The 22,005-nt window shown below is 72.8% G+C and carries 21 protein-coding genes; 7 read left to right on the top strand and 14 right to left on the bottom strand.

Annotation, left to right across the window (positions count from 1 at the left end):
• Positions 1-5 precede the first annotated feature (5 nt).
• Positions 6-1,265 (bottom strand): DUF5685 family protein, encoded by a 1,260-nt coding sequence (locus ACIPJI_RS30825; protein ID WP_402250053.1) that lies wholly within the window; start codon positions 1,263-1,265, stop codon positions 6-8.
• Between the two features lie 239 nt (positions 1,266-1,504).
• Here ACIPJI_RS30825 and ACIPJI_RS30830 point away from each other — a divergent pair, with 239 nt between their 5' ends.
• Complete coding sequence (locus ACIPJI_RS30830) at positions 1,505-1,936, top strand: cell division protein SepF (RefSeq protein WP_005319308.1); 432 nt, start codon at positions 1,505-1,507, stop codon at positions 1,934-1,936.
• A gap of 61 nt (positions 1,937-1,997) precedes the next feature.
• Here the strand turns inward: ACIPJI_RS30830 and ACIPJI_RS30835 are convergent, their stop codons facing one another.
• Positions 1,998-3,188, bottom strand: coding sequence for an acyl-CoA dehydrogenase family protein (locus ACIPJI_RS30835; RefSeq protein ID WP_307705635.1), 1,191 nt, complete (start codon positions 3,186-3,188; stop codon positions 1,998-2,000).
• Between the two features lie 119 nt (positions 3,189-3,307).
• The gene (locus tag ACIPJI_RS30840) at positions 3,308-5,044 is read right to left on the bottom strand and encodes an MFS transporter (protein WP_402250055.1); all 1,737 of its coding nucleotides are present in this window, start codon (positions 5,042-5,044) and stop codon (positions 3,308-3,310) included.
• 436 nt (positions 5,045-5,480) lie between these two features.
• Between ACIPJI_RS30840 and ACIPJI_RS30845 the strand changes: the two genes are divergently transcribed.
• Positions 5,481-6,470 carry a phosphatase PAP2 family protein gene (locus ACIPJI_RS30845; RefSeq protein WP_402250057.1) on the top strand — a complete coding sequence of 330 codons (990 nt, stop codon included), beginning with the start codon at positions 5,481-5,483 and terminating at the stop codon, positions 6,468-6,470.
• A gap of 113 nt (positions 6,471-6,583) precedes the next feature.
• Here the strand turns inward: ACIPJI_RS30845 and ACIPJI_RS30850 are convergent, their stop codons facing one another.
• The 6 genes from ACIPJI_RS30850 to ACIPJI_RS30875 all read right to left on the bottom strand — a co-directional run bounded on the left by ACIPJI_RS30850 (position 6,584) and on the right by ACIPJI_RS30875 (position 12,101).
• Entirely contained in the window at positions 6,584-6,799 is a 216-nt protein-coding gene (locus ACIPJI_RS30850; RefSeq protein WP_307705639.1) for an I78 family peptidase inhibitor, read from the bottom strand.
• Between the two features lie 262 nt (positions 6,800-7,061).
• Entirely contained in the window at positions 7,062-8,072 is a 1,011-nt protein-coding gene (locus tag ACIPJI_RS30855; RefSeq protein WP_402250059.1) for a helix-turn-helix transcriptional regulator, read from the bottom strand.
• Positions 8,073-8,145: 73 nt separating this feature from the next.
• Entirely contained in the window at positions 8,146-8,961 is an 816-nt protein-coding gene (locus ACIPJI_RS30860) for a hypothetical protein (protein ID WP_402250061.1), read from the bottom strand.
• The gene (locus ACIPJI_RS30865) at positions 8,958-10,244 is read right to left on the bottom strand and encodes a glycosyltransferase family 4 protein (RefSeq protein ID WP_356625505.1); all 1,287 of its coding nucleotides are present in this window, start codon (positions 10,242-10,244) and stop codon (positions 8,958-8,960) included. Before ACIPJI_RS30865 ends, ACIPJI_RS30860 begins: the two co-directional genes overlap by 4 nt.
• 71 nt (positions 10,245-10,315) lie before the next feature.
• Positions 10,316-11,602, bottom strand: coding sequence for an ABC transporter substrate-binding protein (locus ACIPJI_RS30870; RefSeq protein ID WP_402250063.1), 1,287 nt, complete (start codon positions 11,600-11,602; stop codon positions 10,316-10,318).
• A complete protein-coding gene (locus tag ACIPJI_RS30875) occupies positions 11,577-12,101 on the bottom strand; it encodes a hypothetical protein (protein ID WP_402250064.1) in 525 nt (174 codons plus the stop codon). The genes ACIPJI_RS30870 and ACIPJI_RS30875 overlap by 26 nt, the downstream gene beginning before the upstream one ends.
• Positions 12,102-12,174: 73 nt before the next feature.
• Here ACIPJI_RS30875 and ACIPJI_RS30880 point away from each other — a divergent pair, with 73 nt between their 5' ends.
• The 5 genes from ACIPJI_RS30880 (at position 12,175) to ACIPJI_RS30900 (ending at position 17,384) form a co-directional block, all read left to right on the top strand.
• The gene (locus tag ACIPJI_RS30880) at positions 12,175-12,642 is read left to right on the top strand and encodes a hypothetical protein (protein WP_402250066.1); all 468 of its coding nucleotides are present in this window, start codon (positions 12,175-12,177) and stop codon (positions 12,640-12,642) included.
• Positions 12,630-15,167 (top strand): ATP-binding cassette domain-containing protein, encoded by a 2,538-nt coding sequence (locus ACIPJI_RS30885; protein ID WP_402250068.1) that lies wholly within the window; start codon positions 12,630-12,632, stop codon positions 15,165-15,167. The genes ACIPJI_RS30880 and ACIPJI_RS30885 overlap by 13 nt, the downstream gene beginning before the upstream one ends.
• Positions 15,164-15,859 (top strand): ATP-binding cassette domain-containing protein, encoded by a 696-nt coding sequence (locus ACIPJI_RS30890; protein ID WP_356625066.1) that lies wholly within the window; start codon positions 15,164-15,166, stop codon positions 15,857-15,859. Before ACIPJI_RS30885 ends, ACIPJI_RS30890 begins: the two co-directional genes overlap by 4 nt.
• Before the next feature lie 140 nt (positions 15,860-15,999).
• Entirely contained in the window at positions 16,000-16,779 is a 780-nt protein-coding gene (locus tag ACIPJI_RS30895; RefSeq protein WP_307705648.1) for a hypothetical protein, read from the top strand.
• A 260-nt stretch (positions 16,780-17,039) separates the two neighbouring features.
• A complete protein-coding gene (locus ACIPJI_RS30900) occupies positions 17,040-17,384 on the top strand; it encodes a hypothetical protein (RefSeq protein ID WP_402250070.1) in 345 nt (114 codons plus the stop codon).
• Between the two features lie 74 nt (positions 17,385-17,458).
• On the opposite strand, the gene der is transcribed toward ACIPJI_RS30900, so the two are convergent.
• The 5 genes from der to aroH form a co-directional block, all read right to left on the bottom strand.
• Complete coding sequence (gene der / locus ACIPJI_RS30905; protein WP_037775082.1) at positions 17,459-18,907, bottom strand: ribosome biogenesis GTPase Der; 1,449 nt, start codon at positions 18,905-18,907, stop codon at positions 17,459-17,461.
• A 63-nt stretch (positions 18,908-18,970) separates the two neighbouring features.
• The gene (locus tag ACIPJI_RS30910) at positions 18,971-19,681 is read right to left on the bottom strand and encodes a lysophospholipid acyltransferase family protein (protein WP_402250072.1); all 711 of its coding nucleotides are present in this window, start codon (positions 19,679-19,681) and stop codon (positions 18,971-18,973) included.
• Entirely contained in the window at positions 19,612-20,322 is a 711-nt protein-coding gene (gene cmk / locus ACIPJI_RS30915; protein WP_402250073.1) for a (d)CMP kinase, read from the bottom strand. Before cmk ends, ACIPJI_RS30910 begins: the two co-directional genes overlap by 70 nt.
• 236 nt (positions 20,323-20,558) lie before the next feature.
• Positions 20,559-21,644: a prephenate dehydrogenase gene (locus ACIPJI_RS30920; protein ID WP_402250075.1), complete on the bottom strand. Its 1,086-nt coding sequence runs from the start codon at positions 21,642-21,644 to the stop codon at positions 20,559-20,561.
• Positions 21,641-22,003: a chorismate mutase gene (gene aroH, locus ACIPJI_RS30925; RefSeq protein ID WP_005319263.1), complete on the bottom strand. Its 363-nt coding sequence runs from the start codon at positions 22,001-22,003 to the stop codon at positions 21,641-21,643. The genes ACIPJI_RS30920 and aroH overlap by 4 nt, the downstream gene beginning before the upstream one ends.
• Between the last annotated feature and the right edge of the window lie 2 nt (positions 22,004-22,005).

Raw genomic sequence — 22,005 nt, forward strand, 5'->3', positions numbered from 1 at the left:
GCGTGTCAGCAGTCGCAGCCGCAGTCCGGGCAGTCGCAGTCGCGGCAGCAGCCCTCGCGCTTCTTGCGGGACCAGGGCCCCTCGTACTCCTTGGCGCAGCACAGCCGGCAGGTGCAGCACAGGCCGACGAAGACGGCGCAGCCGGCCCAGAACCCCCGGCGCGGCGGGCGCCCCTGGTGCCCTCCCGGACCGGGCGGCATACCGCCGGGACCGCCGGGTGCCCCCGCACCGCCCCCGTAGGGGCCGCCGCTGTACGGATTCGAGCCGTACGGATTCGAGCCGTACGAGCCCGGGGCGCCGCCCTGGTGCGGATTCTGCGGGTTCCCGTACGAGGGCGGCTGGGCGGCCCCGTACCCCTGGTGCGCGCAGGTGACGGTGCCGAACGCCCGGTCGACGGAGGTGCGCAGCTCGTGCACGAGGAGGACGTGCACCAGCTTGTCGTCGACGAAGTGCGTGTCCCGCAGCGCCAGCCGGATCCCGTGCAGCGCGTCGTCGGCGAGCCGGCGCGCCTCGGCGAGCGAGGTGCCCGTGGCCGTGAGCGGGTTCCACGCACCCGACGCGGCGTCAGCTTCCCTGTCCTCCACGGCATCCAGCAGATGCGCCAGCCGGCCGAAGAGCCGTCCGGCCTCGGCGAGCGGCGCCGCGTTCTCCGGCCGGCCGGCGAGCACGGCGGTGTGCGCGAAGGCGGCCGCCGTCGCGGTCTCCGTCGGCTCCGTGACCGTGAGGACCGGCGTGCCGGGCCCCGCCAGCGCCTCGAGCCCCGCCTGCCGGTCGACGGCCTCCAGCAGCACCGCGGTGTCGAAGCCGAGCGCGGCGCCCGAGCGCGCGCCCGCCCTGTCCCAGCCACCGGCGACCCGGCGGGCCGCGGCGGCCACGGGCCCGCGGGCCAACACGCCGTCCCCGTCGGCGACGTGGTCGCGGATCTTCGCGGAGGCGAGGACCAGTGAGACGGCGGCGGCCAGGCGCGCGCCTTCGCCGCGGGCGACAGGGGCGGTGCGCATGGCGCGCAGCGGGCAGGGCCCGGCCGTGCGGCGCCTTGCCGGCGTGTGCTCGGCCTGAGCCTCCGTCAGGACCGAGACGATCAGGCCGTCGTAGTTGGTCACGACCCGGGCGAACTGTCCGTGGTCGGCGCGAAGTGCCAGGCACAGCCCGCACAGATGGGCCATCCACTCGGTCTTCAGCCCGTCCGTGAGCCGGTGCGAGCATGGTCTGACGATTCCGAACACGACGGCCCCCCGCGAGTCGCTGAGATGTGCGGTGGGCATCGTATCGACCCGGCCGTTCACCCGTACGTCCCCAAGGTCACCCGTCCGGCCCGACTTTTATATTTTCATCCCGTCATGCCCCCTGCAGCGGCCGGACCTTGACGAATCGCCACAAGTTCTGCACCAGTACCGTCACGAATCCCCTGCGCGCCGACTATCCACTTGGCGCCCGATCCGCATCATGGACGACGATAGGGGATATGCGGAACGACAAGAGACCGCGATGAAAGGAGGCGTCCATGGGATCGGTGCGTAAGGCGAGCGCCTGGCTGGGACTCGTCGAGGACGACGGGCGTTACTACGACGACGAGTACGCCGAGGGTGCTGAGACGGGTGACGCATGGGTCACCGACCCGCGGGTGCGTGTCGCCTCCGAGTCCGCGCAGCAGGAGGGCCGCCGGATCGCCACCGTCTCCCCGGACGGCTTCCGTGACGCCCGCGGGATCGGCGAGCTGTTCCGTTCCGGCGTCCCCGTCATCGTGAACCTGACGTCGATGGAGCCCGGCGACGCGAAGCGGGTCGTGGACTTCGCCGCGGGTCTCGCCTTCGGGCTGCGGGGCTCCATCGAGCGGGTCGCGACGCGGGTCTTCCTGCTGACCCCCGCGGACACCGAGATCGTCAGCGGCGACCCGGCGGGCCGTTCGCAGGACGGTTTCTTCAACCAGAGCTGAGTGGGGGCACCTCCCAGCGGGCGGCTGGGGGAGCTCGCCGGTCCCGCCGGGCCGCGCCGGCCTAACGGAAGGCGTCGAGACCGGTGAGCGCCTTGCCCAGCACGAGCTGGTGCATCTCGACGGTGCCTTCGTAGGTGAGCACCGACTCGAGGTTCGTCGCGTGCCGCATCACGGGGTACTCCAGCGAGATCCCGTTCGCGCCCAGGATGGTGCGGGAGGTGCGGCAGATCTCGATCGCCTCGCGCACGTTGTTGAGCTTTCCGAAGCTGACCTGCTCCGGCCGGAGCTTCCCCGCGTCCATCCGCACGCCGAGGTGGTGGGCGAGCAGGATCCCCTTGTGCAGTTCGACGGCCATGTCCGCGAGCTTGGCCTGAGTGAGCTGGAACCCTCCGATCGGCCGGCCGAACTGCTCCCGTGTCCGCGCGTACGACACCGCCGCCTCGAAACTCGAGCGCGCGGCGCCCATCGAGCCCCACACGATTCCGTAGCGCGCGTGGCTCAGGCAGCTGAGCGGGCCGCGCAGTCCGGTGACGTCCGGGAGGACCGCGTCGGCGGGCAGCCGGACCTCGTCCATCACGAGCTCGCTGGTCACGCTGGCGCGCAGGGACCACTTATGCTTGATCTCCGGCGCGGAGAAGCCTGGGGCGTCCGTGGGCACGACGAAGCCGCGGATGCCGTCGTCGGTCTGCGCCCAGACGACGGCGACACCGGCCACGGAGCCGTTGGTGATCCACATCTTGCGGCCGGTGAGGACCCAGTCGGAGCCGTCGCGCTTGGCGTGGGTGCGCATGGCGGCCGGGTCGGAGCCGTGGTCGGGCTCGGTCAGGCCGAAGCAGCCGATGATCTCGCCGGCGGCCATGCCGGGCAGCCAGCGCTGCTTCTGCTCCTCGGAGCCGAAGCGGTGGATCGCGTACATGGCGAGCGAGCCCTGTACGGAGACGAGGGAGCGGATGCCGGAGTCCGCGGCTTCGAGTTCGAGGCAGGCCAGTCCGTACTGGACGGCGGTGGCGCCCGCGCAGCCGTAGCCCTCGAGCGACATGCCCAGTGCACCGATGGAGCCGAGTTCCTTGGCGAGGTCGCGGATGCCGGGGAGTTCGCCCCGCTCGTACCAGTCGGCGATGTGGGGCATGACGCGGTCGGTGGCCCAGGCGCGGACGGTGTCGCGGATCGCGAGGTCCTCGTCATGGAGGAGGTCGTCGATGCCGAGCGGGTCGCCGGGATCGAAGGGCGGAAGCTTCGACGTTGTGGACATGAGGTGACCTCCGGCGGCTCTGGCACTGGACGTCTCCCCGGCCGTGACCGTGCGGGGAGGAAGGGCGGCGCGGCCGGAAACTAGCAGTGCTAGTCAGCGGCCTCGCCAGACGTTACGGGTCAGTGTGCCGTGCGTCCAGACCCCGCCGCCTCGACGGGGGCGGGCCGTCCGGACACCTGCGGCCTGCGGCCCGCGGGCACCCCGGCCCCGGCGCGGTTCGCCGCCGCGCCGACGGTCATGCTGCCGGAGGCGTCGGACTCACGGGTCGTGGGAAGGGACACCGGCTCGGCCTGCCTCGGCTGCGGGCACTTCTCCGACGTGCCGCACTCCATGATCCGCGGCAGCCGCAGCGCGGCGACCGCGCCGAGGAGCAGCAGGCCCGCGCTGACCACCAGTGTGATGTGCAGGCCTTGCACGAAGGAGTGACGGGCGGTGGACCGCAGCAGCTCCCCCGCGGGGCCGCCGAGACGGTCGGCCACCTGGTAGGCCTCGCCGAGCGAGTGCGCCGCCGCCGAACTCGCGGACGCCGGGACGCCGGAGAGCGAGGCGACCGCGGGAGCGTACGCGGCGTTCATCACGCTGCCGAGCAGGGCGATGCCCATGCCGGCGCCGAGCTGGTACGAGGTCTCGCCTATCGCGGCCGCGCCGCCCGCCTGGTCGGCCGGGGCCTCACTGAGCATCGACTCGTACGCGCCGAACAGCGTCGTCTGGAGCCCGAAACCGAGCAGGACGAACGCGCCGGTCAGAAGCCACGGGCGGTCGTGCTGACCCATCACGGTCAGCAGCAGCACCGCGACGGCGGTCAGGGTGAATCCCCAGCCGACCATCCGGCGGGGGCCGAGACGGTTCAAGGTGTGCGAGCCGGTGGCGCCTGCGGCCATGGCGGCGAAGGTCAGCGGCAGCAGCCGCAGCCCGGTCTCCAGCGGGCCGAGCCCGAGGATCAGCTGGAGGTACTGGACGGCGATCAGTTCCAGACCCACCAGCGCCAGCATGGCGAGGATGATGCAGCCGACCGAGGTGGAGAAGGCGGCCCGGGCGAACATCCGCATGTCGACGAGCGGATGCCGGCGGCGTTTCTGCCGCCCCACGAACAGCACCAAAAGTGCCGCGCCGAGGAGCAGCGGTCCCATGGCGCCCAGGTCCAGCGGACCGGAGCCCACGCCCAGCCGCTTCACCCCGAGGACCACGCCGAGCACCCCGGCCGCGGCCATCAGTGCGCCGAGCACGTCCCACGGACCGTCCGCGCCACCCCTGGACTCGGGCAGCAGCCAGCGGCCGAGGGGGAGGATCAGGGCCATGAGCGGGATGTTGATCAGGAAGACGGAACCCCACCAGAAGTTCTCGACGAGGAAACCGCCGAGCACGGGTCCGGTGGCGGCGCCCACCGCGGCGACCGCCGTCCAAATGCCGATCGCGGTCGCCCGCTCGCGCCGGTCGGGAAAGACCGCCCGCAGGATCGACAGCGTCGCCGGCATGATCATCGCGCCGCCGACGCCGAGCAGGGCGCGGGCGGCTATCAGGATCTGCGGGTCGGGCGCGAAGGCGGCGACAGCGGAGGCGGCGCCGAAGATGCCGTAGCCGAGCAGCAGCACCCGGCGTCTGCCGACCCGGTCGCCGAGCGTGCCGAACAGGATCAGCAGCGCGGCACAGACAAGGGGATAGGCGTCCACGATCCACAGCAGCTCGATGCCGCTCGGGCGCAGGTCCTCGGTGACCGCGGGCACCGCGACGTGCAGCACGGTCGCGTCGAGGGCGACGAGCAGCAGGCTGACGCAGAGGACGAAGAGGACGACCCAGCGATTGGCGCCGCCGCCGACGGAGCGCAGGCGTGCGCCGGCCGTGGGCGTCACGGACATGTACGTACCTCCCGGGTGATCCCTCGCGCTCGGCGGGCCTGCCGGGACGGTGGTACGGGGATGTCCCGGCTGGGCGGCCCGGCGTCGACGGGCGAGCGAGTGGTCAGCGTACGCGAGTTCGCGTGCGGTGCGCGTGGTCGATCTCTCACCGGTCCGGGCGGGCCGGTGTGGTGTACGCCACTCCGCACCGCCACCCGGGGAAATCCCGCAGGCCCTGAACGCCCCGGAAATTCCGCACGCTGCCCCGGTGAACCGTTGGCGACCTACGGAAGGAACCCCTCCGAGAAGACCGTCCGATAAATAGGGAACAAGGTCACCTGCTTTTCCTGACGGTCCCGGAATGCAACTGGACCTGAGACAAACTCCACATCACATAGGCATCACGAAGAGAGTGGATCGACCGGACCACACACTCACTCGCTGTAACGTCGATTGCGTGCGTACCGACATCTTTGCCCGCCTGGACCGGGAGCCGGAACCGCCGAAGATAGAGATCCCGCGGATGAGCCGCACACGTCTCGCCCTCTTCGGCGGGACGTCGGCGTTCTATCTGGCCATCGTCGTCGCCGTGCTCGCGTCGACGTGGCTCGTGGCGCTCGACTGGAAGCTCATGCTCTTCCGGCCCTACGAGCAATGGCCGGAGCAGCACGCGTTTCTCGACTACTTCGTGACGCTCGGCCAGCGCGGCCCGACGGCCGTCATGGTCGCGGCATGGCTGGGCTGGCGCTCCTGGCGCCAGCACACCCTGCGGCCCCTGCTCGCGCTCGGTGCGGCCCTGCTGCTGCTGAACGTCACCGTGGGCGCGGTCAAGATCGGGCTCGGCCGGCTCGGCCCCCACTACGCGACGCAGATCGGCTCCGCCGAGCTCTTCGCCGGCGGCGATATATTTCCTTCCGGACACACCGCCAACGCGGTGGTGACCTGGGGAATCCTGGCCTACCTGGCCACCACTCCGAGGGCTCGGCGCTATCTGTCGGCGCTCTCGGCGGTGGTCTCCCTCGGCGTCGGCCTGACCACCGTGTACCTGAGCACCCACTGGCTGAGCGACGTGCTGCTGGGCTGGGCGGCGGGTCTGCTGATCCTGCTCGGGCTGCCCTGGTGCGAGCCGCTGATCGCCCGCGCGGAGGCCTTCATCCTCGGTCTGCGCGAGCAGTGGCGCAGGCGCCGGGCGTCCGCCCCTTCGTTGCCCGTCGCGTCGGGAGGACCGCGGCCCGCGGTGTTCGCGCAGCGTGGGACCGAGGCCGCCCAGACGGACACGCCACGCGAGCCGGTGGCCGGGGTCGGCCCCACGCCCGGCCGGCCTGCGTCGGGCACCAGGACGGCCACTCACGACCGGTCCCGGGCGCACGCGCGCTCGGAGCGGACACCGGTGACCCCGTCGGGCAGCAGGCGTCCACCGCGTTCGCGGCCCATGACGGGCGGCTGACGCGCAGGCCGGCTCACGGAACGTGCGCGGGGCCCGGTACTCGTGGAGTACCGGGCCCCGCGCACGTTCCGTGAGCCGGCCGTCCAGAGCGTGGCCTGCGTGGACGGGCCCGGTCAGCCCTTCCAGCAGCGGATCACCGAGCCGTCCTTCACCTCGAAGTTCAGCCGGCCCGCCATGTACTCCATGGTGATGATCGAACCGGGCGGCAGCGCTCTGACGGTCGACCAGCCCCGCTCGCGGGCCTGCTGCTCGGCTGCCGCCGCGTCGAGGCCGACGTACGACTCGGGGTTGTCGTCGGGCTGTGCGGGAGGGGTCGGTATGGGTGCCATGCTCACCACCGTAGGCGGCAGCGGACGGTGACGGAAGCGGGGACGGCGATCACCCCAGCAGCCCCACATACCTCGGGGGTCACGCTTCTGTCACAGCTTCTCGACACATGATCGCTTCGAACTCGTTCACCCGAACGGGCTCTTCGGGTGCGTTCATGTGTCATTCGGCACGCGCCTGTGGATCATGGCCAATTACTTTCCATCGACCCATTGGATTCCGGCGAATTCCGGTCGGCACGGCAATTCACCCATCACGAGCGATTCACGCTTCCTTTACAGAATTCACAGAATCCTCCGGACCCACCGGTTCGTCCGTACCAAGGGCCCGCGAGAGCCGGTCACGGATCGTCCGGATGTGCCCGGTCAGTTCTAGCGGCTCGACCACCTCGAAGTCGACGCCCAGGAGCATCACGTGGACCACCATCACATCCAGGCTCGCGGCCCCGGTCCGCAGCAGGCAGCGGCTCTCGTCCACCGCCTCCAGCACCCCGTCGGACGGGCCGATGATCCCTGCCGCCTGCTCGGCGGAGGTGTGCAGCAGGATGACCGCGTGGGCCGCGTACGCGCCGATGGAGACGCCCTTGGAGACATAGGCCGCGAGGTCGTCGGCCGGGGGCGTGCGCGGGGCGAAGCGGGGGCCGTGCGGTGGCTTGGGCACGATCCGGTCGGCCCGGAACGTACGCCAGTCGCCCCGCTCCACGTCCCAGGCGACGAGGTACCAGCGGCGCTCCGTGCACACCAGCCGGTGCGGCTCGACGGTCCGTCGGGTGGCGGCGCCACCGTGGTCGCGGTACTCGAAACGCAGCTGCTCGCTGTCCCGGCAGGCGTTGGCCAGCTCGGTGAGCACACCGGGGTCGACGGTGGAACGCTGCTGTCCGCGCAGCATGGGAACGGTGAAGGCGTTGAGCGCGCTCACCCGCCGCCGCAGCCGGTTCGGCAGTACCTGCTCCAGCTTGGCGAGAGCCCGTACGGACGTCTCGCCGATGCCCTCGATGCCCTGGCCCGCCGCCGTGCGCAGGCCGACGGCGACGGCGACGGCCTCCTCGTCGTCCAGCAGCAACGGCGGCAGCTCCGCGCCCGCGCCGAGCTGGTAGCCGCCGCCGGTGCCCGGGCTGGCGTTGACCGGGTAGCCGAGTTCGCGCAGCCGGTCCACGTCCCTGCGGACCGTCCGGGGCGTGACACCGAGCCGGTCGGCCAGGTCGGGGCCGGACCATTCGCGGTGGGCCTGGAGCAGGGACAGCAGGCGCAGCAGTCGTGCCGAGGTCTCCAACATGCCAAGGAGTCTGCCAGGCGTCGCGGACAGCTTCTGTCCGCAATGGTGAACTCCGTCGGCCGGTGCGGGCGCTTCAGCCGGCCGGTGCGACGCGGACGCAGAGGTCGTTGTCGCCGGTGTAGCAGGGGGCGACGGTGTGCCCGGCGATGCGCTGCTTCGGATAGACGAAGATCGACTTCTTGTCCCAGACGTCGTCCAGGATGCGGGAGATCCGCATCGGGGCCGCTCCCGCGGCCGGCCGCAGCCACAGCTCCCACAGCCGTTCCTTGCCGGCGCCGGCGTCCTCGGCACCCTCCGCGAGCGGCCCGTACGGCAGGGTGAAACCGAACGCCCGGCCTTCGCCGGTGACGGGCACCTCGTGCATCCGCTCCCCCGCCCGGAGCCGGGCCTGCGCCACCGGGCCGTCGCCCAGCTCCGCCCCGTACAGCACGCCCGTCACGGACATGGCGCCCTGCTCGGGGGCGAAGGCGAGGTCGCCCGCCTCGGCATGCGGTGCCCGCCGCCAGCAGCGCAGCGCGAGCCGGCCGTCGGCGGTCGGGTACGGGACGCGTACGGCAACCGGGCCGGACGCCGGCGCCTGGTCCACGAGGACCCGCACGTCGCGGATGCCGGGCTGCACCGCCTCCCCCGTCTCCGTGTACGCGTCCCAGCGGCCCTCGGCGAGCTCCGCGGTGGCGGGCAGCACGGCCCGTGCGGGGGTGCCGTCGCCCGGAGGGGTCAGCGGCAGCCGCAGCTCGTCCGCCGGGGCCTTGCCGCCGCGCCGTCTCAGGACGAGGACCGCGCCGACGGCCGACGGCCCGAAGACGTCGAAGGTGATACCGCCGTCGCCGGCAGCGAGGCAGTCGGCCCGTGGCGCCAGGTGACCCTCGGCCGTCGTCGGGGTGCTCATCCGCTCTTCCTCCCCCTGCGGATCAGGTCCGCGGCAACGTAACGCAGTGCGTAGGCCCCGTCGTACAGCGAGCTCCTCCCCCGGTGCAGCGCCTCGCGCAGCGCGCTGCGCGAGCGTCCGCTCTCACCACGGGCCACGAGCTCGGCGAACAGCGCCTCGTGGCGCTCCGCGATCGGCGCGGGGTCGAACCGCGCGGAGGACACCAGCGCGGCGCGGCCCACGCTCCGGCGCAGTTCGTCGTCACCGATCAGACGGAGCAGGGCGTCGGCGATCGCGTCCACGTCGCCGACCGGAACCAGCAGGCCGTCGGTGCCGTCGTCGATGATCTCGCGGGGGCCGTGCGGGCAGTCGGTGGAGACGACGGGCAGGCCGCAGCGCATCGCCTCGACGATCGTCATGCCGAACGACTCCAGGCTGGAGGTCACGGCGGCGACCGAGCCCTTCACCCACTCCGGCTCCAGCGGGTTCGCGGGGCCCATGAGGAAGACGTGGTTGTGCAGGCCGCGTTCCTCGATGAGCTCGCGCAGCGCCTGCTTCTCGTTGCCGGTCGCGTCACCGCTGCCGTAGATCCGCAGCCGCCAGTCGGGGCGGGCGGCGACCACCTTGGAGAAGGCCTTGATCAGCAGGTCGTAGCGTTTGACCCTGGTGAGGCGACCGGCCGCGACGACCCACTTGGCGGTGCAGTCGGCGGGGGCGACGCCCGGGGCGGGCACGCTGTTGGGCACGGACTCGATGCGTACGCCGGGCAGCTTCAGCCGCTCCCGGTAGGCACGGGCGTCGGCCGCCGTGACGGTGGTGACGGCGTCGAGCAGGGCGTAGCGGTGGCCGATCTCACGGCGCAGGCGGTACCCGTGGCTGTCGAGCGTCAGATGCTCCTGACCGACGCGCACGACGCCGCGGCGGGCCTGCCGGGCGATGTGGACGTTGAGGCCGGGCCGGGTGCCGACGACGACGTCCGCGTCGAGGGAGGCCAGGTGGGCGGCGATCCGGGCGTCGGTGAGGCGGCTGTACTGCCGGTGCCGGCCGTCGCCGCGGGGAAAGACCTTCGCGGGGAGCCGGGCGAGCGGGTCGTCCCCGTCGTAGCCCGGGCTCTTCTTCCGCAGGTCGACCAGGTGCTTCATGGTCACACCGGCGGGGGCGCCCATGGACGGCCGGTCGCGGTGGCGGAAGACCGAGACGATCTCCACGTCGTGCCGTTCCGCGAGCGCGCGGGCGAGGTTGAACGTCGTACGGATCGTCCCGCCGATGCCGTAGGCGTTGTGGAGCAGAAATGAGATGCGCATGGCGCTCCCGCGTCCCCCTGGTCACGCGAAGGCCCTCCTGGCCAGGAGGTCTGACCCGAAACTCTAACCGCCTACTGGGGGCGGTACGGGATCTGCGGTACGTCGTAGCAGTTCCGGTTCATGTCGCCACCCTGGGTGACCCAGCCCCGGCCGTCCTGCCAGCGCGCGACGGACAGGCAGGCCCGACGCGAGGCGGGCGGCTCGTCGAGGGCCCGGTACGAGACGGGTAGCAGCAGTCCGCGCGCGGTGTACGGCTCGGGGCGGTTCAGATAGCGCTCGACGCAGGCCCTGGTGAGGTTACCGGCGCACGACTTCGCCGCGTCGGTGAACCACATCGCCGCCGCCCAGCCCTCGAGCTGCCACTGGGACACCTCCTTTCCTCGCACGGCCTGCCGGAACTCACGCACGGCCGGGTGGCCGGTGTCCTCGTGGTTGCGGCTCGAGCCGGTCACCCACAGGGCGTTGCGGCAGCCCGGGGCGTCCTTGTACTCGCGGGGGACGGCGGAGTTCCAGTTCTGCACGTTGGTGACCTTGGCGGTCACACGGGTGCCGACCTCGTCCATCGCTTCGCACAGCTGCGCGTTACCGTGCGCGTCCAGGGCGTCGAACACCAGGTCCGCGCCGCTGCGCCCGATGTCGGCGGCCACCGCCCGGAAGTTGGGCAGGGCGAAGTCCAGCTGCTCGGACACCACGCGGTAGCCCTCCGCCTCCAGACCCCGGGTGATCAGCCGGGCGTAGGCGGCGGACGACGCCTGGTTGTAGGAGACGACCGCGGCGGTGCGGGCGCCTTCGGCACGCTTGAACCAGCGGTAGACCTCGGTACCGCCGTACAGGACGCCGTCCCAGCCCGGTTCGCCGCCGGTGCGTGGCGCCTGGCTGCCGTAGATGCCGTAGAGGTGCGGATAGGTGTCGTAGGCCGGGCCGATCGGCTGGCCCCCGATGTCGGGGACTCCCGCGCGGGACACCCGCGACGCGGCGGCGTAGTCGAGGACGGTGGTGGCGACGAGAGCGAAGACCTTCTTCTCTTCGACCAGGCGGTGCACGCACTCGTTGTTGCCCGCGCCGCTGCCGCCGTCGTCGCAGGTGATGACCTCGACGCGGCGGCCGTCGAGGCCGCCGCGTGCGTTGAGCGCGTCGAAATAGGCCCGGGCTCCCTGTCCCGGCCCGTCGAAGGCGGCGCCCCCCACTGGGCTCGTGGCGCTGGTGATGACCCCGACGCGGACGGGCTCACGGGCGCCCTCGCCAGGCGCCCGTGACGTTTCGAAGGCACCCTCGGGCAGTCGGCTGCCGCACGCCGTCGCCACGGTGAGGAGCGCCGCGACGAGCAGCGCCTCAGCAGCCCGGAAGAGCGCGGGCATTCGGGCTGAGCTCCACCAGGGCGCACAGAGCCTTCTGGGACACCTTCCAGGTGTCGCCCTCGAGCACGGCCGTGCCCTTGGCGTCCGGCAGGGCCGTGTTGCCGTCGACCATGAGGTTGTAGGTCACGGTCGCCCGGGTGGGCGAGGTGAACTGGACGCCGGTCACCTCCGCGGATGCCCGTGCGGCGTTCTTGTCATTGGCGAAGGCGGTAAGGACGGGGCGCAGCGCCTCGCCGTTCTCGAGGAGCTTCACCTTCTCGTCCGTCGGCACGGACGGGTCGAAGAAGGCCGTCCAGTTCTTCTTGATCTGCTGCTCGGCCGCAGCCGGGTCGGCGGGTTCCGCACCCTCCGTAGGGCTCTCGGGAGTGGCTGCGGTCGTCGGGGGCGACGTGGCCGGCTCGGAACCGCCGTCGTCCCCGCATGCGGCGGCGAGGGGTCCGAGGACGAGAACCGCTGCGGCGGCCCAGGCCGCGGGTCGGGAGTTCCTTGTGCTGAACATGTCGCTCACCACCCGTATCTCGGTTTCCAGCGTCCGACGGTTCGGGGCATAGTGCAAGAAAGGAGGCGTTTCGATGCCGACGTCCCGACTGCTGTGGTGGGGTGGGATCGCCGCTGTCACCTGCGGTGCCGTGCTGTGCGTCGTCGGCTGGTACGGCGTCTCCGGCGAGCGGGTGACCGAGCGGCAGCTGCCCTATCTCGCGTCGGCCACCGTTCCGGGGTCGGCGCTGTTGGTCGTGGGTGCGGTCCTGATCGCGGCCGGAGCTGTGCGGACGGGGGGCGTCCGGGCAGAAGGCGGCCCGGCAGGGCCGGGTGACGACCCGTCGGACGACGACGGCTCAGGAACCGTCCGCGCCGATGTGGCCCCGCCGCCGGGCCCCGCGGGGGACGGGCCCTCGTCGGACGGACCTCCGCTGCGGGTGCCGGGAGGCACGCTGGCGCACCGGCCCGACTGCCCCCTCGTCGCGGGCAGACCCGAGGTCCTGCCGGCCGGTGACGCGGAACTCGAACCTTGTCCGGTGTGCGAGCCGTGGCGTCCCTGACCTACGACCTCACCCTCGCGGGGCTGGCCGTCGGCAGCGCTGCCGCACTGACCGGCATCGGACTGGTCGTCACCTACCGGGCGACCGGCGTACTCAATCTCGCGCACGGCGCGATCGCGATGGTGTGCGCCTACGTGATGCGGCAGTTCGTCGTGGAGTGGGACTGGCCGGTGCCGCTCGCGGCCGTGGTGACGCTGCTCGTGGTCGCCCCCGGGATCGGTCTGCTGCTGGAACGGCTCGTCTTCCGGCCGCTGTCGGTGCCCTCGCCCGACCCGGCCCGGACGCTGGTCGCCTCGATCGGCGTCTTCGTGCTGCTGGTGGGTGCGGCGGCGCTGCTGTGGGGCGAGGGGGCGAGGGCCGACGCCCCGGTGCTGCTGCCGGACAGCCCATGGGTGCAACTGTCGGCTGTCGTCCTGCTGGCCCTGCTGGTGACGGCGGTGACCCGGTGGACCCGGTTCGGCAGGGAGTTGCGCGCCGTCGTCGACGACCGGACGCTCGCGGCCCTCGGCGGCATCGACGCGGACCGGGTGGCGGCGGCGGGGTGGGCGTTCGGGTCGTTCACCGCGGGACTGACGGGCGTGCTGCTCGCTCCGTACGTACGGCTCGACCCGTACGGGATGCCGCTGCTGGTCGTCGAGGTGATCGCGGTCGCGGTCGTCGCACGGATGCGGAGCCTGCCCGTCGCGATCGGTGCGGCGCTGGCGATCGGGGTGGCCCAGGCGCAGATGGCGCGACTGCACCCGTCCGGCTGGGCGGAGCCCCTGGTCCAGGCCGTGGAGGCGAACCTGTTCGTGGTGGCGCTGCTGCTCGCCGCCCTGGTGCTGCCCGGGTTCGGCGGTGCGACGACGTGGGCCGCGGCCGCCGCCGTACGGGTCCCACGGCCCGTGTGGCTGATCGCCGGGATCCTTCTGCTGCTGCCGCTCGGTTTCGCCGGCACGGACCTGCAGACAGCGGTCCGGGTACCGGCCCTGGCGGTGGTGCTGCTGTCCTTGGTGGTGGTCACCGGCCGCGGCGGGCAGATCTCGCTGGGGCAGGCCGCGTACGCGGGCCTCGGGGCACTGTTCACCGCGCTCCTGGCGGCGGGGCGGTTCCCCGGCTTCCCCGAGCTGCCCGAGCTCGTGGCGCTCGCCGCCGCCGTGGTGCTGGTCGCCCCGCTCGGTCTGCTCACCGGGTGGCCGGCGATCCGCCGGCACGGGCTCGCTCTGGCGCTGGTCACGCTGGCGGTCGGAGTGGCCGTGAGCCGGTTCGTCTTCGCCCAGCCGTACGCGACGGCGGGCCTCACCGTGTCGCGGCCCCCGGCCCTGGGCTCCGACCGGGCGTACTACGTGGTGGAGCTCGCGGTGCTGACCTCTGCGCTGCTCGCGGTCGCGGCGCTGCGCCGGGGCCGCACGGGGCGGGCCCTCGCGGCGCTGCGCGACCACGAGGAGGGCGCGCAGGCGGCGGGCGTCGCGGTACCGACGCTGAAGCTCTTCGCCTTCTCGTCCGGCGCGGCGCTGGCCGCACTGGGCGGCGGACTGCTGGCCATGGGTGTGCGGGCGTTCGATCCGGCGGCGTTCGATCCGGTGCGCGGCCTGCTCTGGTTCGCGGCGCTGTTCGTGCTGGGCGCCGACAACCTCCTCGCGCCGCTGCCGGCGGCGGCGCTGCTCGTCGCGCTGGACGCGGGGACGCGGGGCGGGGTCGCGGCCGTGGTGATCGGTCTCCTGGCCGTCCTCGTGGGCCATGGCCGCCTCCGCCTGTGGACGGCGGGACCGGCCGCTGATCGGCCCCGTGCGGGGGGCGCCGCGGCGCGGGCAGGGCCGGGCGGGCGGGGGTCGGCCGACGCCGCCCTGCCCCGGGCCGGGAACCCGGCGCCGCCCGCCCGCAGGGCACCGCGGCCGGCCGCGGGAGGGCTCAGCGCGGAAGGGCTGCGGGTCGCGTACCAGGGGCGCTGTGTCGTCGACGGGGTGGACCTCGTCGTGGCTCCAGGCCGGATCACCGCGCTCGTCGGGGGCAACGGGGCCGGGAAGAGCACCCTGTTCCACTGCCTGTGCGGGTCGCTCCGGCCGGACGCCGGACGGGTGCGGCTCGGTGGGGCCGACATCAGCCGCCGGTCCGCGCACGCACGGACGCGGCTGGGGATCGCGAGGACGTTCCAGCAGCTCGCCGTCTTCCCGTCGCTGACCGTCGAGGAGAACGTGCGCGTCGGGGCCGAACAGGGCCGGCACCGGGACACGTCCGCCGTCGAGCCCGTACTGCGGCTGCTCGGTCTGGACGGGCCCGTACGGCGGCACCCGGCCGCCGGTCTGCCCACCGGTGTGCTGCGCAGGGCCGAGCTCGGGCGGGCGCTCGCCACCCGGCCCCACACGCTGCTGCTGGACGAGCCGACCGCCGGCCTCGACACCGCGGAGACGGAGGCGCTCGCCCGTATCCTCCGGGCCTTGGCCGCGGACGGGACCGCCGTTCTCGTCGTCGAACACGATCTCGGCTTCGTCTCCGGCCTCGCCCGCACCGTGCACGTCATGGAAGCGGGGCGGCTCGTGCGATGACCCTCGCCATGGAGTTGCGCGACGTGCGGGTGCGGTACGGCCCGCTGGAGGCCCTGCACGGCGTACGGCTCCCCGTACCGGCCGGGGCGCTGACGGTGCTCCTCGGCCGTAACGGCTCCGGCCGTACGACCGTGCTGCGCGCGCTCGCCGGCACGGTGCTCCCGGCGGCCGGGTCCGTGCTGCTGCACGGGCGGGACGTGAGCCGGCTGCACGCGCAGAAGAGGGCACGCCTCGGGGTGTGCTTCGTGCCGGACGTCGGCGCGGTGCACGGCAGCCTGACCGTCGGGGAGAACCTCGAACTCGCCTCCCCAGGAGGTGACTTCGGCCGCGCCCTGGACGGCTTCCCGGCGCTCCGCCCGCTGCTCGGCCGCACCGCGGGCACCCTGTCCGGCGGTGAGCAGCGGATGCTCGCCGTCTCCCGGGCCCTGGTGACGCCCGCCGGTGTCGTCCTGCTCGACGAGCCCGCGCAGGGCATGGCCCCCGCGGTGGCCGCCCGTACCTACCGGCTGCTGCGCGGCCTCGACGCCGCGGTCGTCGTCGCCGAGCAGCGGCTCCCGCAGGCCCTGACGCAAGGGCCCGGAGCCCCGGTGGTCGTGCACGAACTGCGCCGCGGCTCCGTGGTGTTCAGCGGCGAGCCGGGCGAACTCGCCCCGGCCGGGACCGGTCCGCCGGCCGCTCCCCGCCCGCCGTGACCGCGGAGACCTACGGGGCGACGCGGCGCGGCGCGGTTCGATTCGTTGCCGTTTCACGCGTGACCCCCGCGACTGATCGCACGTTGAACCTTCGTGCCGGGACCCGCCCGGCACACCTGATCAAGTCCGAGGAGCCACCCGTGCCGCGCATGCTCGACGTCAGCGAGGACGTACGCGCCGAGATCGGCGACGAAGAAGCCGACCGGCTGCTCGCCGGCCTGAACGCCCCGGGCAGCTACGACTGCACCTCCTGCCGCACTCCGGGCGATTCCGACCAGGAGCGGACCAGCACCGTGCTGTTCGTGGGCGACGAGACGGCCGTGCTCGCCTTCGCCCACGCCACCTGCATCCCGTCGCAGGTGGTGCAGGTCGCGGAGGATCAGCTCCAGGGCGCCGTCCGCTCCATCACCGGCGAGGAGCCGAACATCCCGGGCGCCGCTCCGCAGCAGGCGGTGCTCGGTGTCACCAGCGGCCTCATCCTCCTCGACGGCGACGTGCACCCCGCCCTCGTCGTGGAGCCGACCGCGCCGATCGCCCGCCCGGGCACGACGGGCCACGGCGGCGACGACTTCCTGCCGCTCCTGATCGAGCAGGGCTTCCTGCCCGTCAGGGACGTGAACCGGCGCCCGTCCCAGCTGCCCGGCTGGTCGGTCCTGATCGCCATGGGGCAGCTGCACGCCGTGCTCCAGCCCGGTACGGGCGGTGGCAGCCCGGTCGCCTGGTGGCAGGCGCACCAGCCGCTCCAGGTCACCGAGGGCTGGCGGACGGCCGCCCACAAGACGAACACGGTCCTGGTCTACGCCGCCCCGGTCGGATCGATCGGCCAGCAGCCCCGGGAGGACCTGCTGCGGGACGCGCTGGAGAAGGCGGCGGCGAACGGCCGTCTGGTCGCCGCGGCGATGCCGCTCGCCGGCACCTGAGCCGCCCGGACGCCGCGCGGATCCGGTCCGCCGGCGCCAGGGACCACAGCCGTGCCGGCCGACCGGCCCGGCGGGCACAGACGTACGCCGGGGCGGCTCTCCTGCCCCGGCGTACGTCCGCGCGCGCCGCCGGAGGCGCGTACCGTCCCCCGGAAGAATGCAGCTCGCCGCAGCCCGCATCCGTGGGACTGCGGCGTCGTTGCAGGTACGTGCACTCATACGACCCCTCCCCCCAGCCCTTTCAGAGCCAGATCCCTTCCATGCGCCCCGCGCGCGACAGTTCGCCGGGCCGTTCGGCCACGCCGATCTACGACGCGCTGTACTCCGAGTACCTCAGGGCGTTCAAGACGCTGCCGGGTGACCGCAGCGGGGAGGAGGATCTGGACTTCAAGGGGTTCGGGGCGGGGCTGCACGGCGTCCGCGGCGGTTTCCTCGGCTACGGGGGCCATACGAGCCACTCAGGGCACACGAGCGGCCACTCCGGCTACTCCACCGGCCATGTGAGCCCCACCGGTCAGCAGGGCGGCAGGCACTCGCACCAGACGGGCCGGCACGCTGTCCACCAGCCAGCGGCGCTGCCTCCGGCTCCCCGCAAGGGATCCTGACCGACCGTCGGCGAACGCCGCTGCCCCCGGACCACGTACACGGTCCGGGGGCAGCTGTGTCGATGCCTCGTGGGTTACTTCTTGCGGCCGCGCTTCTCCCGCACCCGCACCGAGATGTGGATCGGGGTGCCCTCGAAGCCGAACTCCTCACGCAGCCGGCGCTCGACGAAGCGGCGGTAGCCGTGCTCGAGGAAGCCGGACGCGAACAGCACGAACCGCGGCGGCTTGGTGCCGGCCTGCGTGCCGAACAGGATGCGCGGCTGCTTGCCGCCCCGGATCGGGTGCGGGTGCGCGGCGACGATCTCGCCGAGGAACGCGTTCAGCCGGCCGGTCGGGACACGCGTCTCCCAGCCCGCCAGTGCCGTCTCGATCGCCGGGACCAGCTTCTCCATGTGGCGGCCGGTGAGCGCGGAGACGTTCACCCGGGGCGCCCAGGCGACCTGCTGCATCTCGGTCTCGATCTCGCGCTCGAGGTAGTAGCGGCGCTCCTCGTCGAGGTCGTCCCACTTGTTGTAGGCGACGACGATCGCGCGGCCGGCCTCGACGGCCATGGTGATGATGCGCTGGTCCTGGACGCTGATGTTCTCCGTCGCGTCGATCAGGATGACCGCGACCTCCGCCTTCTCGACGGCGGCGGCCGTGCGCAGCGAGGCGTAGTAGTCGGCGCCCTGCTGGAGGTGGACGCGCTTGCGGATACCGGCGGTGTCGACGAACTTCCAGGTGACGCCGCCGAGTTCGATGAGCTCGTCGACCGGGTCGCGGGTGGTGCCCGCGAGCTCGTTGACGACGACGCGCTCCTCGCGGGCGACCTTGTTGAGCAGCGACGACTTGCCGACGTTCGGACGGCCGATCAGGGCGATCCGGCGGGGACCGCCGACGGCGGTGCCGAAGGTCTGGGCCGGCGCCTCCGGCAGGGCCTCGAGGACGGCGTCGAGCATGTCGCCCGTACCGCGGCCGTGCAGTGAGGAGACCGGGTGCGGCTGGCCGAGGCCGAGCGACCACAGGGCCGTCGCGTCGGCCTCGCCGCTGGGTCCGTCGACCTTGTTGGCGCAGAGCACGACGGGCTTGCCGGCCCGGCGGAGCAGCTTGACGACCGCCTCGTCGGTGTCGGTCGCGCCGACCGTCGAGTCGACGACGAAGACGACGGCGTCGGCGGCCTCGATGGCGTACTCGGCCTGGGCGGCGACGGAGGCGTCGATGCCGAGGACGTCCTGCTCCCAGCCGCCGGTGTCGACGACCTTGAAGCGGCGGCCGGCCCACTCGGCCTCGTAGGTGACGCGGTCGCGGGTGACGCCGGGCTTGTCCTCGACGACCGCCTCGCGGCGGCCGATGATGCGGTTCACCAGGGTCGACTTGCCGACATTCGGGCGGCCGACGACGGCGAGGACGGGCAGCGGGCCGTGCCCGGCCTCCTCGATCGCGCCCTCGACGTCCTCGACGTCGAAGCCCTCTTCCGCGGCGAGCTCCATGAACTCCGCGTACTCGGCGTCGCCGAGCGCTCCGTGGTCGTGCTGGTCGTTCATGAAGTCCGTTCCTCGTTCGTCACTGGACCGTGTCAGTTGCGCGGTCCATTACTCAAGTCTGTCCTAGCGCCCGGTGAGGCGCTTCGCGTCCGCCAGGTGGGCGGTCAGGTGCTCCTGGATGCGCACCGTCGCCTCGTCGAGCGCCTTGCGCGTGCGGCGTCCGCTGCCGTCCCCGGCCTCGAACGCGTCGCCGAAGACGACGTCCACCTTGCTGCGCAGCGGAGGCAGCCCCTTTATCAACCGTCCGCGGCGCTCGGTGCTTCCCAGCACCGCGACCGGGACGATCGGGGCGCCGCTGCGCACCGCGAAGTACGCCAGCCCGGCACGCAGTGAGGCGAAGTCGCCCTCACCCCGGGTGCCCTCGGGGAAGATCCCGAGGACGCCGCCGTTGTCCAGCACGCCGAGCGCGGCCGTGATGGCGGTGCGGTCGGCGGTCGTACGGTCCACCTTGACCTGTCCGATCCCGATGAGGAACGGGTCCAGGGGGCCGACGAACGCCTCCTTCTTGATCAGGAAGTGGACAGGCCTGGGCGCGGTGCCCATCAGCATCGGCCCGTCGATGTTGTGCGCGTGGTTCACCGCGAGGATTACCGGCCCCGCTGCCGGGACCCGCCACGCGCCGAGGACGCGCGGCTTCCACAGTCCGTACATCAGCCCGATGCCGATGCCCCGCCCGACGGCCGCGCCCTTCTGTGAGGGTACGGTCACCGGGCGGCCTGCTTCCGCGTGCTGTCGGCCGCGCCCCGCTTCTCCTCGATGAGGGTGACGACGCACTCGATGACCTGCTGGAGCGTGAGGTCCGTGGTGTCGACCTCGACCGCGTCGTCCGCCTTGGCGAGCGGCGAGGTCTTACGGCTGGAGTCGGCCGCGTCCCGCTTGATCAGGGCTTCACGGGTGGCCGCGACGTCGGCGCCCTTGAGCTCGCCGCTGCGGCGGGCCGCCCTGGCCTCCGGCGACGCGGTCAGGAAGATCTTCAGGTCGGCGTCGGGCAGGACGGTGGTGCCGATGTCACGGCCCTCGACGACGATGCCTTCCTTGGCGGCGATCGCGATGGAACGCTGCAGTTCGGTGATCCGGGCGCGCACCTCTGGCACCGCGCTGACCGCGCTGACCTTGGCGGTGACGTCCTGCTCGCGGATCGGGCCGGAGGCGTCGAGACCGTCGACGGTGATCGTCGGTGCCGACGGGTCGGTACCGGACTCGATCACGGGCTTCCCGGCGGCGGTCGCGATCGCGGCGGGGTCGGACACGTCGATGCCGTTGCTGATCATCCACCAGGTGATCGCGCGGTACTGCGCGCCGGTGTCGAGGTAGCTCAGCCCCAGCGCGGAGGCGACGGCCTTGGAGGTGCTCGACTTGCCCGTGCCGGAGGGGCCATCGATGGCGACGATCACGGATTCCACGGTGTCGGACACCTTCCTGGTTCGTGGGAGTGGGTACGGCCGGAGTGCCGAGGGGCCCAGCACAAGGTTACCGAGTGCGGACGACCACTTCTGCACCCGTACGCCGGGCCCCCGGAGCGGCCCCTTGACACAGCCCCGGACGCTTCCCCGGACGCTTCCCCGGGCCGGCCGCCCGGACGCGACCGGACCGGGTCCTGCCCACGGCTCCGTCCCCCTCCCGGCCGGGAAGCCGTCCGGCCGCCGGCCGTCTACTGGCGGATCGACCAGCCCCGTTCCCGCAGCGCGGCGGTGAGCAGCGGCGCCGCCGTGGGCTCGACCATCAGCTGGACGAGACCGGCCTGCTGCCCGGTCGCGTGCTCGATGCGGACGTCCTCGATGTTCACGCCGGCGCGGCCGGTGTCGGCGAAGATGCGGGCCAGCTCGCCAGGCTGGTCGCTGATCAGTACGGCGACGACCTCGTAGGCCGTCGGTGCCGTGCCGTGCTTGCCCGGGACCCGTACCCGGCCGGCGTTGCCGCGCCGCAGGACGTCCTCGATGCCTTCCGCGCCGTCCTGGCGCTTGGACTCGTCGGAGGACTGAAGGGACCGCAGCGCGCGCACCGTCTCGTCGAGGTCGGCCGCGACGCCGGCCAGCACGTCGGCCACCGGCCCGGGGTTCGCGGAGAGGATCTCCACCCACATCCGGGGGTCGGAGGCCGCGATCCGGGTCACGTCGCGGATGCCCTGCCCGCACAGCCGTACGGCGGTGTCGTCGGCGTCCTCGAGGCGCGCCGCGACCATGGAGGAGATCAGCTGGGGAGTGTGGGAGACGAGGGCGACCGCCCTGTCGTGGGCGTCCGCGTCCATCACGACGGGCACGGCACGGCAGAGGGCGACCAGTTCGAGGGCGAGGTTGAGGACCTCGGTGTCCGTCTCCCGGGTGGGGGTCAGCACCCAGGGGCGGCCCTCGAAGAGGTCGGCGGTGGCGGCCAGCGGGCCGGAGCGTTCCTTGCCGGACATCGGATGCGTGCCGATGTAGGCGGACAGCTCGACGCCCATCGCCTCGAGCTCCCGGCGGGGGCCTCCCTTGACGCTGGCCACGTCGAGGTAGCCGCGGGCGACGCCGGCGCGCATGGCCTCGGCGAGCGTGGTGGCGACATGCGCCGGCGGCACGGCGACGACTGCGAGGTCGACGCGGCCCTCAGGCTGCTCGTCCGTGCCGGCTCCGAGCGCGGCGGCGGTGCGGGCACGCTCGGCGTCATGGTCGACGAGGTGCACGGTGACCCCGCGTCCCGCGAGGGCCAGCGCGGCGGACGTGCCGATCAGTCCGGTTCCGATGACGAGCGCGGTTCTCACTGGGCGATGTCCTTGCGGAGGGCGGCGGCTGCGCCGAGGTAGACATGGGCGATCTTCGACCGGGGCAGGTCGGACTCGACGTGCGCGAGGATGCGGACGACGCGCGGCATGGCCCCGGCGATGTCGAGTTCCTGCGCGCAGATCAGCGGCACGTCGACGATGCCGAGCCCGCGCGCCGCGGCCGCGGGGAAGTCGCTGTGCAGGTCGGGGGTGGCGGTGAACCAGACGCTGATCAGATCGTCGACGGCCAGGCCGTTGCGCTCCAGGATGGCGGTGAGCAGTTCGCCGACCTGCTCGCCCATGTGTCCGGCGTCGTCCCGTTCCAGCTGGACGGCTCCGCGGACCGCTCGTACCGCCACGT

It is taken from the genome of Streptomyces sp. NPDC086835, from assembly GCF_044745705.1.
Lineage (GTDB): Bacteria > Actinomycetota > Actinomycetes > Streptomycetales > Streptomycetaceae > Streptomyces.

What these genes read in the sequence shown, in the direction of transcription:
- ACIPJI_RS30865 (WP_356625505.1), bottom strand. Translation starts at nt 10,244, where the DNA reads ATGCGCATCTCATTTCTGCTCCACAACGCCTACGGCATCGGCGGGACG.
- ACIPJI_RS30880 (WP_402250066.1), top strand. Translation starts at nt 12,175, where the DNA reads ATGCCGACGTCCCGACTGCTGTGGTGGGGTGGGATCGCCGCTGTCACC.
- ACIPJI_RS30850 (WP_307705639.1), bottom strand. Translation starts at nt 6,799, where the DNA reads ATGGCACCCATACCGACCCCTCCCGCACAGCCCGACGACAACCCCGAG.
- ACIPJI_RS30835 (WP_307705635.1), bottom strand. Translation starts at nt 3,188, where the DNA reads ATGTCCACAACGTCGAAGCTTCCGCCCTTCGATCCCGGCGACCCGCTC.
- ACIPJI_RS30890 (WP_356625066.1), top strand. Translation starts at nt 15,164, where the DNA reads ATGACCCTCGCCATGGAGTTGCGCGACGTGCGGGTGCGGTACGGCCCG.
- ACIPJI_RS30870 (WP_402250063.1), bottom strand. Translation starts at nt 11,602, where the DNA reads ATGCCCGCGCTCTTCCGGGCTGCTGAGGCGCTGCTCGTCGCGGCGCTC.
- ACIPJI_RS30830 (WP_005319308.1), top strand. Translation starts at nt 1,505, where the DNA reads ATGGGATCGGTGCGTAAGGCGAGCGCCTGGCTGGGACTCGTCGAGGAC.
- ACIPJI_RS30875 (WP_402250064.1), bottom strand. Translation starts at nt 12,101, where the DNA reads ATGTTCAGCACAAGGAACTCCCGACCCGCGGCCTGGGCCGCCGCAGCG.
- ACIPJI_RS30825 (WP_402250053.1), bottom strand. Translation starts at nt 1,265, where the DNA reads ATGCCCACCGCACATCTCAGCGACTCGCGGGGGGCCGTCGTGTTCGGA.
- der (WP_037775082.1), bottom strand. Translation starts at nt 18,907, where the DNA reads ATGAACGACCAGCACGACCACGGAGCGCTCGGCGACGCCGAGTACGCG.
- ACIPJI_RS30840 (WP_402250055.1), bottom strand. Translation starts at nt 5,044, where the DNA reads ATGTCCGTGACGCCCACGGCCGGCGCACGCCTGCGCTCCGTCGGCGGC.
- ACIPJI_RS30900 (WP_402250070.1), top strand. Translation starts at nt 17,040, where the DNA reads ATGCGCCCCGCGCGCGACAGTTCGCCGGGCCGTTCGGCCACGCCGATC.
- ACIPJI_RS30860 (WP_402250061.1), bottom strand. Translation starts at nt 8,961, where the DNA reads ATGAGCACCCCGACGACGGCCGAGGGTCACCTGGCGCCACGGGCCGAC.
- ACIPJI_RS30855 (WP_402250059.1), bottom strand. Translation starts at nt 8,072, where the DNA reads ATGTTGGAGACCTCGGCACGACTGCTGCGCCTGCTGTCCCTGCTCCAG.